Annotated in this window: 11 protein-coding genes and 2 pseudogenes; 7 read left to right on the top strand and 6 right to left on the bottom strand. The window is 70.3% G+C overall.

The window, feature by feature from the left end; all coding sequences use genetic code 11:
- Window positions 1-18 precede the first annotated feature (18 nt).
- Both ABZ642_RS40305 and ABZ642_RS40300 read left to right on the top strand, forming a co-directional pair.
- Window positions 19-210, top strand: a complete 192-nt coding sequence (locus ABZ642_RS40305; RefSeq protein ID WP_360494619.1) for a hypothetical protein — start codon at window positions 19-21, stop codon at window positions 208-210.
- 51 nt (window positions 211-261) lie between these two features.
- Entirely contained in the window at window positions 262-4,185 is a 3,924-nt protein-coding gene (locus tag ABZ642_RS40300) for a kelch repeat-containing protein (protein ID WP_360494616.1), read from the top strand.
- Between the two features lie 126 nt (window positions 4,186-4,311).
- On the opposite strand, the gene ABZ642_RS40295 is transcribed toward ABZ642_RS40300, so the two are convergent.
- Window positions 4,312-4,983, bottom strand: coding sequence for a DUF4232 domain-containing protein (locus tag ABZ642_RS40295; protein WP_360494613.1), 672 nt, complete (start codon window positions 4,981-4,983; stop codon window positions 4,312-4,314).
- Between the two features lie 388 nt (window positions 4,984-5,371).
- On the opposite strand from ABZ642_RS40295, the gene ABZ642_RS40290 reads away from it, so the two are divergent.
- The 3 genes and pseudogenes from ABZ642_RS40290 to ABZ642_RS40280 all read left to right on the top strand — a co-directional run bounded on the left by ABZ642_RS40290 (window position 5,372) and on the right by ABZ642_RS40280 (window position 7,664).
- Window positions 5,372-6,259: a hypothetical protein gene (locus ABZ642_RS40290; RefSeq protein WP_360494610.1), complete on the top strand. Its 888-nt coding sequence runs from the start codon at window positions 5,372-5,374 to the stop codon at window positions 6,257-6,259.
- 196 nt (window positions 6,260-6,455) lie between these two features.
- Window positions 6,456-6,767: pseudogene (locus ABZ642_RS40285) on the top strand (transposase); the annotation flags it as partial.
- A gap of 73 nt (window positions 6,768-6,840) precedes the next feature.
- Window positions 6,841-7,664, top strand: a protein-coding gene (locus ABZ642_RS40280; RefSeq protein ID WP_360494607.1) for an IS5 family transposase whose coding sequence is annotated in 2 segments (ribosomal slippage) — window positions 6,841-7,180 and window positions 7,180-7,664 — 825 coding nt in all. Because the reading frame shifts where the segments join, the coding sequence is not laid out codon by codon here.
- On the opposite strand, the gene ABZ642_RS40275 is transcribed toward ABZ642_RS40280, so the two are convergent.
- The 5 genes and pseudogenes from ABZ642_RS40275 to ABZ642_RS40255 form a co-directional block, all read right to left on the bottom strand.
- Window positions 7,658-7,966, bottom strand: coding sequence for a hypothetical protein (locus ABZ642_RS40275; RefSeq protein ID WP_360494604.1), 309 nt, complete (start codon window positions 7,964-7,966; stop codon window positions 7,658-7,660). The genes ABZ642_RS40280 and ABZ642_RS40275 overlap by 7 nt on opposite strands.
- A 103-nt stretch (window positions 7,967-8,069) precedes the next feature.
- Window positions 8,070-8,315, bottom strand: a pseudogene (locus tag ABZ642_RS40270) (transposase); the annotation flags it as partial.
- 427 nt (window positions 8,316-8,742) lie between these two features.
- Window positions 8,743-10,203: an NAD(P)/FAD-dependent oxidoreductase gene (locus ABZ642_RS40265; RefSeq protein ID WP_360494601.1), complete on the bottom strand. Its 1,461-nt coding sequence runs from the start codon at window positions 10,201-10,203 to the stop codon at window positions 8,743-8,745.
- On the bottom strand, window positions 10,200-10,589 hold the full coding sequence (locus ABZ642_RS40260) for a DUF3556 domain-containing protein (RefSeq protein ID WP_360494599.1): 390 nt from the start codon (window positions 10,587-10,589) through the stop codon (window positions 10,200-10,202). The genes ABZ642_RS40265 and ABZ642_RS40260 overlap by 4 nt, the downstream gene beginning before the upstream one ends.
- Window positions 10,490-11,257 carry a transposase gene (locus ABZ642_RS40255; protein WP_360494596.1) on the bottom strand — a complete coding sequence of 256 codons (768 nt, stop codon included), beginning with the start codon at window positions 11,255-11,257 and terminating at the stop codon, window positions 10,490-10,492. Before ABZ642_RS40255 ends, ABZ642_RS40260 begins: the two co-directional genes overlap by 100 nt.
- A 110-nt stretch (window positions 11,258-11,367) precedes the next feature.
- On the opposite strand from ABZ642_RS40255, the gene ABZ642_RS40250 reads away from it, so the two are divergent.
- Both ABZ642_RS40250 and ABZ642_RS40245 read left to right on the top strand, forming a co-directional pair.
- The gene (locus tag ABZ642_RS40250) at window positions 11,368-11,859 is read left to right on the top strand and encodes a hypothetical protein (RefSeq protein ID WP_360494593.1); all 492 of its coding nucleotides are present in this window, start codon (window positions 11,368-11,370) and stop codon (window positions 11,857-11,859) included.
- A 656-nt stretch (window positions 11,860-12,515) separates the two neighbouring features.
- The coding region (locus ABZ642_RS40245) for an ice-binding family protein (RefSeq protein WP_360494590.1) at window positions 12,516-13,703 on the top strand (1,188 nt) is incomplete at its 3' end.

Genomic DNA, 13,703 nt, shown 5'->3' with positions numbered 1-13,703 from the left:
CAGAACGGAGCAGCCGCGATGACTTCTGGCAACGGCGACGACCGGTCCGGCGAAGAGCCGGCGGCCGATGCCGCGGACGCTTCCCCCGACGGTCGCGTCAAGGACTCCGGCGACGGTGAGGGCCCCGTCGCCGATCCGGCCCCGGAGACGAGCGCGGACCGGCCGCCTACGTCACGGCGCAAGCCGGGCGTCGAGTACCGGCCGGTCTGACCAGAGATCCCACCCGATTCGGCCTGGCCGACGTACCTCCCGAGAAGAGCGATGCAAAGACGAATACGCAGATGGGCAGCCGGGCTGGCGTTCGCCTGCGCGGCGGCGTCCGGCCTGGCGGCCGTCGCGCCTGCGCAGGCGGCACCCACCCCGGCCGACGGCGGCTCGCGAAGCACGGCGGCGTACAAGCCCGCCGGCTGCGCGGTTCCCGTTCCGGTCTCCGAGCGCAAGAGCAAGTCCCCGTACGCCACGTGTGACCTCATGGGTGTGACGAACAGCCACGGACGCCTGGCAGCGGGCGCATCCGCCCCGCCCGCCACCGCCGTCACCCCCGCCGACCTCACGGCCGCCTACGGTCTGCCGAAGGGCGGCACGGGCCGGACGGTCGCCGTCGTGGACGCCGGAGGTTACGCGACCGCCGAGGCCGACCTGTCCGTCTTCCGCAGCACCTACGGTCTTCCCGCGTGCACGACGGCGAACGGCTGCTTCACCAAGCTCGACCAGGACGGCGGGCGCAACTACCCGGCCGAGGACGCCGAGTGGTCCATCGAGACCGCGCTCGATCTCGACGCCGTCTCCTCCGTCTGCCCGAGCTGCCGCATCCTGCTGGTCGAGGGCGACTCGCCGGCCGTGGCCGATCTCGGCCAGGCCGTCGACACCGCCGCCGCCCACCACCCCGTCGCCGTCTCCAACTCCTACGGTGTCTCGGGCGAGGGCAGCGTCGCGGCGTTCGAGCACTACTACGACCACCCCGGTATCGCGGTGACCGCGTCGACCGGCGACAGGGGCAACGTCGTCAACTGGCCCGCTTCCAACGGCGATGTCGTCGCCGTCGGCGGAACGACGCTGACCCGCGACGGCTCGGCCGCCCGCGGCTGGACCGAGGCGGCCTGGGATTCGGGCGGCTCGGGCTGCTCGCGCATGGAACCGCGCCCGGCCTATCAGCAGGGCGTCGACACCGGCTGCGACAACCGCGCCACCGCCGACATCGCCGCGGACGCCGACCCGTCGACCGGTCTCGGCGTCTACAACTCCAGCGCGGTGGGCGGCTGGGCCCAGTACGGCGGCACCTCGCTGTCGGCTCCGCTCGTCGCCGCGATGTACGCCCTCGCCGGCACCCCGACGCCCGGCACCTACCCGGTCACCTACCCCTACGCCGACACGAACGCCCGCGACCTCACCGACGTCACGGCGGGCTCCGACGGATTCTGCGGCAACCAGCTCTGCAACGCCCGCGAGGGCTGGGACGGACCGACCGGCCTCGGTTCCCCCTTCGGCGTCGGCGCCCTGCGCCAGGGGCCGCACGGGCTGGTCACCGGCGTCGTACGCGCCGACCGCGCCCACACGTCCCCACAACCCGTCGAAGGCGCCTCGGTCACGGCCACCGACCCGGACGGGCGCACCTACACCGCCACGACCGACGCGTCGGGCCGCTTCACCCTGGCCCCGGCACCGGGCTCCTACACCCTGACCGTGGCACGGTTCGGCTACGCGACGGCCACCACCGGGGTGAAGGCCACCGACGGGCGCACCTCGCAGGAGAACCTCACGCTGCGCGCCCTGCCCACCCACGTCGTCTCCGGCACCGTCACCGACGCGTCGGGGCACGGCTGGCCGCTCGGCGCGACGATCACCGTGGACGGCTACCCCGGCGGCGCCGTCCACGCCGACCCGGCGACCGGCCACTATGCGGTCCGCCTGCCGGACGACGGTAAGTACACACTCCACATCTCGACGACCCTGGCGGGCTACGGAACCACGGACGACGGCGTCACCGTCGGCACCCGCGACGTGCGCCACGACCTGACCCTGCCGGTGGACGCGAGCACCTGCGCCGCGCCGGGCTACCGCTTCGGCTACCAGGGCACCACGACCCGCTTCGAAGGCTGGTCGGGCGCCGCACCGCAGGACGGCTGGACCGTCACCGACGACAGCGGCTCCGGGGTCACCTGGCGCTTCGACGACCCGGGCAACACCGGCAACGACACCGGCGGCAGCGGCCAGTTCGCCGAGGTCGACTCCTTCGACGCAGGCAGCGACACCCACGAGACGACCACCCTGGTCTCGCCGCCGCTCGACCTGAGCGGCGACGCCACGCCCATCGTCTCCTTCGACAACGCCTTCGTCTCACCCCGCTACACCTCCGACGCCTATGCCGAGGTCAGCGTCGACGGCGGCCGAACCTGGACCTCGGTCTGGCACATGGCCCGCACGATCTCCTTCGCTCCCCAGGCCGTCGCGATCCCGCAGGCCGCCCGGCAGAGCGACGTGCGGATCCGGTTCCGGTACAACGCCGTCCACTCCTGGTACTGGAAGGTCGACGACGTCTTCATCGGCGACCGCACCTGCGACACCGTCCCGGGCGGCCTCGTGGCGGGCACGGTCGCCGACGCCAACACCGGCAAGGCCCTGTCCGACGCCACCGTCGCCCTGGCCGGCACCCCGGCGGCGACGACGGCCGAAGGCGCCTACGAACTGTTCGCGCCCGCCTCGGCCGCCGACGCCTCGGGCCGGACCGCGCTCGGGGTGGCCGACGGCGCGTACACGGCGGCCTCCGCCAGGATCCGCGTCCCCCGCGACCAGGTCACCACACAGGACTGGCGCCTGGGCGCCGGCCGGATCGACGTCCTCGGCGATCCGCTGCGCGTCACCCAGCCCCTCGGCCGTACGGCGACCCGGACGGTGACCCTCCGCAACACCGGGACCGCGCCCGTCCGCGTCGTCCTTGACCCGCAGGACGGCTCGTACACGCCGGACTCGCACCCGGGCGGCCCGGACACGTCCGCCACCGGCGCACGGGTACGGCACGTCGGCGGCGACTTCACCCGCGGACCGCTGCTCGCCGGTGCCGGGCGTGGGACCGCGACGGCGGCACGCTCGACCGGCACGGACACCACGGCCGTTGGTGCCGCGTGGACGACCGCCGACGCCCTGCCCACGGAGGTGATGGACAGCGGCTCGGTGACGCTCGACGGAAAGCTCTACGCCTTCGGCGGCACCGACGGGGCGAACATGCAGTTCAAGGCATACGTCCACGACCCCGCCACCGCGGGTGGCTGGCGGCGGCTGGCGAACATGCCGCAGGCGCTGGAGAAGCCCGGGGTGGAGGCGATCGGCGGCCGGATCTACGTCGTCGGCGGCTGGGACACCACCGGCGCGGCCTCGGCCGCCGTGTACCGCTACGACCCCGACCACGACGCGTGGTCCTCGGCGGCACCGCTCCCCTCGGGAGTGGTCACCGGCGGTACGGCCGTGCTCGGCGGGCGGCTCTATGTGGTCGCCGGCTGCGGCGGCAACTGCGACCCGGTCTCGCAGGCGGCCTACGTCTACGACCCCGGTACCGACTCCTGGAGCCGCGTGGCGGACTACCCGGTGACGGACTCGTGGCTCTCCTGCGCCGGCATCGGCGGCCAGGTGGTCTGTGCCGGCGGCACCGATCCGGTCAGCGGCGCGGAGTCGGCGGCGGTCTACGCCTTCGACCCGGTCACCGGCGTGTGGACCGCACGGGCCGAACTGCCCTACCCGGTCTGGGCGATGGCCTCCGCCTCCTCGGGCGGGCGACTGCAACTGGTCGGCGGTGTCAGCGGCGGCCAGATGACCAACCAGGCCGAGGAGTACGACCCGGTCACCGACTCCTGGTCGGCGCTGCCCGCGGCGAACGCGCTGCTCTACCGGGGCGCCGGTGCCTGCGGCCTCTACGTGGTCGGCGGCGCGGACTCCGGCAACCGTCCCGTCGACGGCGTTCAGCGGCTGCCGGGGTACGGCGACTGCGCGAGTTCCGACGCCGCGTCCTGGCTGTCGGCGCCGCACACCCTCGCCGTCGCGCCCGGCGCCGCGGTGAAGGTGCGGATCACGCTCGACGCGGGCGAGGTGAACCGGGCGGGCACCTACACCAGCGGGCTGACCGTCGCCACCGACTCGCCCTACGACGTCCCCTCGCTCGCGGCCACGATGGGGGTGACCGGCACGCGCTGACCGGCGCCCGCCGGCCGGCGCGCACGGGCCTGTTCGGCACGTGAGCAAATGGCCGGCAGCGGCCGGAGGCTCCCGGGTGTCCGAACCCGGGAGCCTCCGCTCCTGTCCTGATACCGCGAGGCGGCGTCAGCGCACCCGGTGCACCGGGCCGGCCCTGAGCCCGTCGACGCCCCTGCCGCCGCACTCCTGCGCCTTCCACGGCACGTCGATCATGTCCTTCGAGCCTGGGGCGTAGACGCCGATGAAGGAGACGTCCGTGAGCTTGCACTCGTCGGCGGAGAAGCCGGACCGGCCGTCGGACGCGCTGACGTCCGCGGTGGCGTGGCCGTTCGGGAGCAGGGTCACCGTCGTCACGGAGGTGCCGCTGTCACGGGTGGCGGCGTTGCCGATCTGGGCGCCGTCACGACCGCGGAAGGAGACTCCCGGGAAGCCGCTGAGCGTGCAGGGGATCGCGCCGGTGTTCTGGAAGACGAGCTGGAAGTGGGTGGTGCTGGCGCCGGAATCGGGGTTCTCCTCCGCGACCTTCAGGTTCGAGGCGGCGCACGCCCCCGGGCCGCCGTCGCTTCCGGATCCCTGGTCCTGGCCGGCGGAGCGGCCGTTCGACGTGGAGGACGACGATCCGTCAGCGGCGGCCCGTCCGCCCGTCGAGGAGGTGCCCGACGAGGCGTCGGCGCCGGCCGCCGCCGAAGAGCCGCCGGAGGAGGCGCCGTCGGTCCCCGGGCCGCACGCGGTCAGCGCCATTCCGGTCAGGGCAAGGGCGAGAACAGGCAGGGCGCGGCGGGCGGTCGTGGCCTTCATGGGGGAATCCGTTTGTGGTCACTCAGGGCCCTGACCACTCCGTCACCCCTCTCGGCAGGAGCGCATACTCCTGTCCGCCGCTGTCACCACAGCCCGGGCCGAACAGTGTGCTGGTCCCCGAGATTGCGGCTATCTTCGTGGTCTGCACGCCTCCATCACGCTGCCGAGGCCCGCGCATCATGCAGGTCCCCAGCCGGGCCCGCATCAACACGGTCGTGTGTCGCGGCTGGATGGGTACCGTGGTCTGGAGAACTGGTTACAGGGCGGTAGTCGTCGGAGCCGTCCTTCGATAACATACCGACTAGACGGTACATTCAAATGTGTCCACGCACCGTCTTGTGCTCGCTGAACTGCAACATTTCATCCGCCTCAGGACGGCGAACCACTCATGACGCAGAACACGGACCGCGACAGTCTGGCCCTCGCTCGCCAGACCTGGAGAACTCTCGAGCCCTACCACGGGGCCGTCTACTTCTCACCCGAAGCCGCAAGTCGGTACGCCGAGTTGGGTGTGGACCCCAGGACGGGGTATTTTGCCTCCCGCTCCGCCGCGCTCGGCGCCGCTCCGGCAGATCTGGTGATCGCCACATTTTACAACTTCAATCCCGAAGTGGTGCGCCAAGCAATGTCGGCGGCTGGAAAGGCCGCCACACCGCAGCAGTTCGCCGCCGCCCGACTCGCTGGGATCGATGCCACGCTCCGCCGTGTACTCGGCGCGGACGTCTCCTCACCAGAGCTCGCCCGTGCAGCCGAATTGGCCCGCATCGCCGCTGAAGTGACTGTGCGTCACCCACAGGGGCGTCCCCTCTTCGCCGCGCACGCCGCACTGCCGTGGCCGAGTGCACCCCACCTCGTGCTCTGGCACGCGCAGACCCTGCTGCGGGAGTTCCGTGGCGACGGTCACGTGGCGGCACTTCTGACTGCCGGACTGAGCGGGCTCGAGGCGCTCGTCATGCATGCCGCCACCGGCGACATCAACGCAGCGGTGCTGCGCGACTCGCGGGCATGGTCGCCGGAGCAGTGGGGGCAGGCCGTGCAGACTCTGCGTGAGCGTGGGTGGCTCGACGACGACCCCCACCTGGCCCTGACCGAGGACGGTACGCGGTGCAGGGCCGAGATCGAGCACACCACCGACAGGCTGGCCGCCCTCCCCTACACCGCGCTCGGCCCTGCCGCCTGCGCCGAACTTCGCTCACTGGTAAGGCCGTTCAGTCTTGCACTGGCCAAGGAGCTCCTGCCGTGGGCAGTCGACCGACTCAGCGAAGAGAGCGCATGAACGAACACCCCGAGGTCGGGAACACTCCACGGCGGATCCATCTCACCCCCCGTTGCCTCTCCCACGGCACCGCAATGGAGCCTCCGACCTTCGGGCCAGGCAGGCTTCACCCGGGCCGGAAGAGGTCTCTGTAACGTGTATGTGGCAGCTCGTGCCCTGCCAGGGCCGGACGAAAGCGTGACGGAGAGGCCTGCACGTGATCGACACCGGCGGCATCGACGTCTTCCTCGGCCTGGACGTCGGCAACGGCGAACACCGTCACTCCAGTCGGGACGAAGGCGTTGGACAGGCGCCGGCCCAGGACCGAACCCAAACTCCGCGGGCTTCAGCACGCTCCGGGCCAAGCACCGAACGGTGCTGGTGGTGGTCGACCAGCCGGCTTCGATCGGGCACTGCGCTGACGGTTCCGAGGGACATGGGCCGCCCGATCGCCTATCTGCCAGGGTTCACGATGCGGCGGATCGTCGACCTCTCCCTGGGTGAGGCCAAGACGGACGCGAGGAACGCGCTTAACTGATCGTTTCAATATGAGTTGAGTCCATGCTCTTGCAGCGATCGATCTTGGTCGGCAGGCTGTGCGGGTGCGTGTTGATCTTGTTCCTGACGCTCTCTGGGAGTGGGTGGCTCCGTTGCTGCCGCCCCTTCCCGAGCGTCGTCTTCGCTACCCCGGACGCCTGCGCGTGCCGGACCGGGTGGCGCTCGCGGGCGTGCTGTACGTGCTGCGGACCGGTGTTGCCTGGCGTGACGTGCCGGCGGAGACTGTGGGCTGCTCCGGAGTCACGGCCTGGCGCAGGCTGCGGGACTGGACCGAGGCCGGTGTGTGGCCGCGTCTGCACGCTGCCCTGCTCACCGAACTGCGGCGAGCGAACCTGCTGGACCTGGATGACTGCGCCGTTGACGGCTCACATGTCCGGGCCCTGAAAGGGGGGACCACGTCGGCCCCTCGCCCGTCGACCGCGCCCGCCCCGGCTCCAAGCACCATGTGATCGTCGACCGGCACGGCATCCCGCTGGCCGTCACGCTCACCGGGGGCAACCGCCACGACGTTACCCAACTGCCGCCGCTGCTGGACGCCGTCCCGCTGATCCGCGGCCTGCGGGGACGCCCGCGTCGCAAGCCCCGGCGCTTGTATGCCGACCGGGGCTACGACTACGACAAGTACCGCCGCCTGCTGTGGAAGCGCGGCATCAAGCCGGCGATCGCCCGACGCGGCGTCGCGCACGGAAGCGGCCTGGGCAAGGTCCGCTGGGTGGTGGAGCGTGCCTTCGCCTGGCTGCACCAATTCAAACGGCTCCGCATCCGCTATGAACGACGCGCCGACCTCCACCAGGGCTTGCTAGAACTGGCTTGCAGCGTGATCTGCCTGCGACGAATCCAGAAGAGTCGCCCCTCCCCGGGTCAGTAACGGAGGCGAGCCTCGGACCCGTCGATGCGCAGCGAGCAGTCTTTGAACACCTGCAGCAAGGACCGCCCGCCGCCGACCGGAACCAGCGTGAGGTCCAAGTCACGCAATGGCTTCACCACTGCGACAGTCCTAGACCCATCTGGATCCGGACCCCGGAGAGCCGCCAAAGCCTCGAACAAGGGCCTCACGCTCTCCCATCCCGGCCCCGGCATGAAGCGCGCCAAGAAGAACGGCTGGTCACAGCCGTACTCACTCAGCTCACCGAGCAGGACGTCCCCCTGCAGAAGCTGCCACTGCGTCACGACCTGCCCCCGTCCTCGACCGCTCAGTCGAGAACGCATCCTCGCAGCGCACAACCATCTGACCAAGCACGTCATTCTGAAACGATCAGTTAGTGGAGGCGGCCACGCCGGCTCTGGACCAGATCAGGAACCGGCGATGGGCGGTGGACTTCGATATCCCGAAGCAGGGCGGCAGTGCCCGCCAGGCACAGCCGCTGACCAGGACGTAGATGATGGCCGCGAACAGCGTCTCATCAGGCACGTTGGCAGTCCCGCCGCCCTGCGGCCGTGCTCGTTGCTCAGGAATCAGCGGCTCGGCGATCTCCCACAGGCCGTCCGGCACGATCCAGCTCCAGGTTCCCCGCCCCATACCGAGTCAACGTCCGCCTCACCACGTAGGACACGGTCTAAAGGTCAGCGGCGAGAGCCGGACGGAGCCTGCGGCGGCACCGAGGTAAAACTGGGAGTGTTCCTGACGAATACGAAAGCGCGGTGTGGGAGGGTCACGGAGGACATGCTCGGGTAACTGGCCAGCCTCGGACTGGAGTGGGCCGGGGCGGCCACGGGCTATCCAGGTGGGCCGTCATCAGATGACGGCCCACCGTGTGGGATCGAGCGGCAGATGTTCTGCTCGGGGAGGGCGGGGGCATCGCTCGTCGAGGGCCGGGGCTCCTACCACACGTGGACGGAGAGCAACCGTCTGATCGAACTCGGCCGCAAGGTCGACGGTGCCGTGGGCTGGAACCTGGGGTCCGAGCAGGTCTCCGATGGCCTAGGCTGCCGAGCGAGGAGCGCTTCTACGTGCGCGAGTCCTGGGAGCGCTCCTGAGCCTTCCAGGTCGGGCGGCCCCCCAGGTGGCGCAGTGCTGATGCCGCCGCCCCGGCGCCGCACATGCCATGCACCCCGGGGCCGGGTGGGGTGGCCGCTGAGCACAGGAACACTCCGGGCAGGCCAGTGGCGTAGGGGTCCAGCGCTGGGCGGGCGCCCAGGAGGAGCTGGGAGACTGTCTTCGCTCCGGTGAGGATGTCGCCGCCGGTGAAGTTGGGGTTGGCCGCTGCGAAGTCGGCGGGGCGGGTGACGTGCCGGCCCACGATTCGTTCGTGCACGCCGGGGGCGAAGCGTTCGAGCTGCCGGAGGATCGCCTCCGTGGCGTCGCCGTCGTAGCCGTGCGGGACATGGGCGTACGTCCAGACGGGGTGGACGTCGCCGACCGACCGGGAGGGGTCGGCAAGGTACTGCTGGCCGACCAGGACGAAGGGCCGCTCGGGCATCCGGCCCTGCGTCACGTCCCGTTCCGCCTGGGCCACTTCGGCGAGCGGGCCGCCGAGGTGCACGGTGCCGGCCCGTCGTGCCCGCTCGTCCCGCCAAGGCACGCCGCCTTCGACGGCCAGGTCCACCTTGAAGGCGCCGGGGCCACGGCGGAAGCGCCGGTACGCGCCCGTCACGCGGGCGGGCAGCCTGTCGCCGTAGAGGGCGGCGACCTGACCGGGGTCGAGGTCGAGCAGAGTCACGTCAGCGGGCGGGATCTGCTGCCGGGCGGTGATCCGCACGCCGGTGTCGATCGTGCCGCCGGCGGCGAGGAGAGCTGCGGCCATGCTGCGGGCGATGGACTGCGAGCCGCCCTCGGCGACGGCCCACCCGGCGGCGTGGCCGGAGGTGAGGATGCCGAGCCCGATCGCCGAGACGAGGGGGTCCCGGAACGGCCGGAACGCGTGCGCCGCCACCCCGGCCCACAGAGCCTGGGCCTGCGGGGTCCGGAAGAGGCGCGCGAGGACCGCGGGAGGCAGCACGGCCGGCAGGCCGAACCGGGCGAGCAGCAGCGGGTGCGCCGGGATCCGCAGCAACGGACCCATCACGTCGTGCGCGAGGGCGTCCCAGCGCCGCACCAAGGGCTCCACCAGGGCCCGGTAGCGGCGGCCGTCCGGGCCGAGCCCGGCGGCGGTCTCCGTGACGGAGCGCAGCAGGACCCCGGCCGTCCCGTCGTCCAGCGGGTGCACACAGTCGATCTCCGGCAGCCGCCAGCGCAGCCCGTGGCGTTCGAGGCCGAGGGCCCGGAGCGCGGGCGAGGTGACGGCCATGGGGTGGATGGCCGAACAGTGGTCGTGCAACAGGCCGGGCAGGATCGCCTCGTGGCTGCGCGTGCCGCCGCCGACCTCGTCGGCGGCCTCCAGCAGCGTGACGTCCAGGCCATCCCGCGCCAGGAGGGCCGCAGCGGCGAGCCCGTTGGGCCCGCCACCGACGACGACCGCGGTCGTCATGACGCCGAGCCCGTGGGCGGAACGCCGGGCGCCGAGGGCAGTACGTGACGAGACACGGCGCCGCACACGGGACAGACCGGGCCATCGCTGGGGCCGGCCTGCCGGGTCACCATGTCGCGCACCGTGACGTGGCCTCGTCCGAGCAGGCCAAGGGCGGCATCGTGGATCTCATACGCCACAGTCTGGCGGTGGATGGGCTGCCCTTCCAAATGATCACTAAAGGCTGTCCCGTAAGTGATCTTCGATTTGGTCGTGAGCGAGTTTCGATCCGGTACGAACTGCTCGCCTATCCAGCGAGGGCGAGGTTGTGCAGGCGCGCGATGCCGAGCAGCGCATAGTGGACGCCGTCGCCCTTGAGGCGGCAATCGCGGAGGATCTTCCAGCACTTCATCCGGGCGAAGGTGTGCTCGACGCGGGCGCGAACCCGCTTGTGAGAGCGGTTGTTCTCCTCCTGCCAGGCCGGGAGTTCTCGCCCTTTCTGGCGGCGGTGCGGGATGACCAGGCCGGTGCCTTGGTAGTCGCCGTCAGCGATCGTCATCGTGGCGCCGACGGCGGCACTGGCACCAGATTCCTCCCAGCCCCGGGAGTCGTGTCGGTTGCCGGGCAATGGCCGGCCGATCACTACGACCAGACGGGTGTCAGCGTCGATGACGACCTGGTGGGCGGTGGAGTAGCGGTAGTTCTTGGACTGCTCGGCGATCGTGCGGTCGCGGGTGGGCACGAGCGTGCCGTCCACGATGAGCACGGTGTCTTTGCGGAACCGCTGGCGTGGCTGGAGGGTCAGTAGCGGGCCAAGATGGTCGATGATCCGGTCGGCCGCCGACTTCGAGACGCCGAACAGCGGCGCGAGCTGCGGCATTGTCAAGTTCGTGCGCCAGTAGGCCGTGACCAGCAAGATGCGATCCTCTAGCGACAGACTCCAGGGTCGGCCGCGCTGTCGATCTGCAGCCTGCTCGCGCCGTACTGCGGCTACCAACTTGCCGAAGCAGCGCGGGCTCAGCCCTGTGAAGGGGCCTATCCAGGACGGCACCGACGCCGTGATCACACCAGCCACGTCGTGATCGTTTCACTCTGGGCGAGGTCGCTGAGCGACAAGCCGGGTCCACGGATCAGCGACCAGCGTCCATCTACCTCTAGGGGTGGGATCTGCCCAGAATGCTGCCCATGAGCGACGAAGAGTGGAACGAGGCAGAGGCACCGACATTCCTGTCGGCAGCAGCCGAGGTGGCTCGACTGCTGCACCTGGACAACGCGGCGAGCGTGCCGGAAGGCCGACGCGTGCGCCACCTGGCCCATGCGGTGCGCAAGCCACTCCTCGAACACGCCAGCCTGTCCGAGGAGTTCTTCGCACCGTTGATGGCTGCCGCCGTCTATGATCCTGACCCCAGTTTCTGCCGTTGGTTCATCGAGCCCGCGCTCTATGCATTCGGGCGCCGGCGAGTCACGGCGGCCCTGCTCAACTATGCGCTGACGGGCACGGACGCGGAGCAAGCGGGTGCCAAGCGGGCCTGGTACTGCGCCCACCTGCCGCTGCGTGCCGACCGGTCACCGGCCTACGCGCCCAGTGGGAGTCGCGATCCGGCTCTCGACGACTCCCACGACGTGGTGGATAAGTGGCTGCAGTGCACCACCTCACCCGACCGCAACGGATCCTGATCCCGCGCCCCCGCGGTTACGGGACAAGCTTTAATGTCAGCCGTGCTCTTATTCCTCGGCGCTTCCATACGCCAAGGCCTCGGTGCGTCAGGGCGATCCTTGCCAGTGACCTAGTCAACTGATCGGATCATCACCGAAAGATGGGTGCAGGCTGTAGTGAAGTCCCCTTCGCGGGTACCTGGATTGCGGGGAAGTACCGCTCCGGTGACGCGCAGAAGTCGGTTCCCCTCCCTGGCCTCACACAAAGCCTTCATGGTCTTCTCGCGGTGTTCCTTCCGCTCCGCCAGTGATACGAATCTCCTCCGGAGAGAATCGCGGAGCTGCTCATTTACTCAACACGCCGGTGAGGCCTCGGGTGTCGGATGGGGGTGGTATCGGCCGAGGGGCTACGGATGCACGAATTTCCTTGCTGCCTGGGCTGACCTGGGAAGCGACGTCACCGCGTCGCCCGTCTCGACCAAGCAGGAACGACCATTCGGCCTATTAAAAATTTTCTGAGCATTTGTGATCGGCTCGCCAGGTTGGGCGAAAACACGCGCATGAGTTGCAAGTTGGAGCATGCCCCTGCGTAATATTCCAGGGGAAGAGACAGGCGATTCCGTGTGACCGAGAACCGCCGAATATGTCTCCATCCCCTCACAGGAGCTGGCCCTTCGATGACGCTCAATGTCCCTGTCGCGCCTCTGCGGCGCACTTTGTCGGTATGGATCGCGGCGGTACTTGCCGTGGTGATCTCCGCTGTCGTAGTCGCTGTGTCGCCGACACAGGCAAGTGCCCTCGCCACGTTTGTAGATCTGGGCAGGGCGGACAGCTTCGCGGTACTGGCCGGTTCGGCAACCACCAACACCGGCCCCTCGGTGATCACCGGGGATGTCGGAGTGTCTCCGGGAACGTCCATCACCGGATACGGGCCGCCCGCCGTGGTGAACGGGACCCAGCACTCTGCGGATACTGTGGCTCAGGACGCCCAGACCGACCTGATCACGGCGTACGACGACGCTGCCGGGCAGCCCTCCGACGGGGCGCTTCCCCCGGACGCCGGTGGCCTGACGCTGGATCCGGGCGTCTACACAGCCTCCACCACTCTCGGGCTCACCGGCACCCTCACCCTGGATGCCCACGGGGACCCCAACGCCGTCTGGGTGTTCCAGATCGGTTCGGGGCTGACGACGGCGTCCAGCAGCAGCGTGTCCCTCATCAACGGCGCCTCGCCGTGCAACGTGTTCTGGAAGGTCGGCAGTTCGGCCACTCTTGGCACCAGCACCGCCTTCGAGGGCAACATCCTGGCGATGACCTCGATCACTGCCACCACGAGCGCGACCATCGAGGGACGGGCGCTGGCCCGTAACGGTGCCGTGACGCTGGACACCAACACGATCACCCGCCCGCAGTGCGCGACCGGCACCACGGGTGCCACCACGACGGCCGGCACTACCGGTGCGACGACCACCGGCACCACGGGTGCGACGACCACCGGCACTACCGGTGCGACGACCACCGGCACCACGGGTGCGACGACCACCGGCACTACCGGTGCGACGACCACCGGCACCACGGGTGCCACCACCACCGGCACCACCGGCGCCACCACCACCGGCACCACCGGCGCCACCACCACCGGCACCACCGGCGCCACCACCACCGGCACCACCGGTGCCACGACCACCGGCACCACGGGTGCGACGACCACTGGTGCCACGACCACCGGCACCACCGGAGCGACAACCACCGGCACCACCGGTGGCACCTCCGGTGGGAACGGCCATGGCTGCAAACCCGAACACAACGGGTACGGCGACGAGTACGGCGACAAGCCCGGCCAGGACGACGGCTACGGCTGTGAC

The organism is Streptomyces sp. NPDC007157, from assembly GCF_040634235.1.
Taxonomy (GTDB): Bacteria; Actinomycetota; Actinomycetes; order Streptomycetales; family Streptomycetaceae; genus Streptomyces.
Note: the sequence above shows the minus strand (reverse complement) of the source record. Positions and strands in the feature narration are given on the sequence as shown.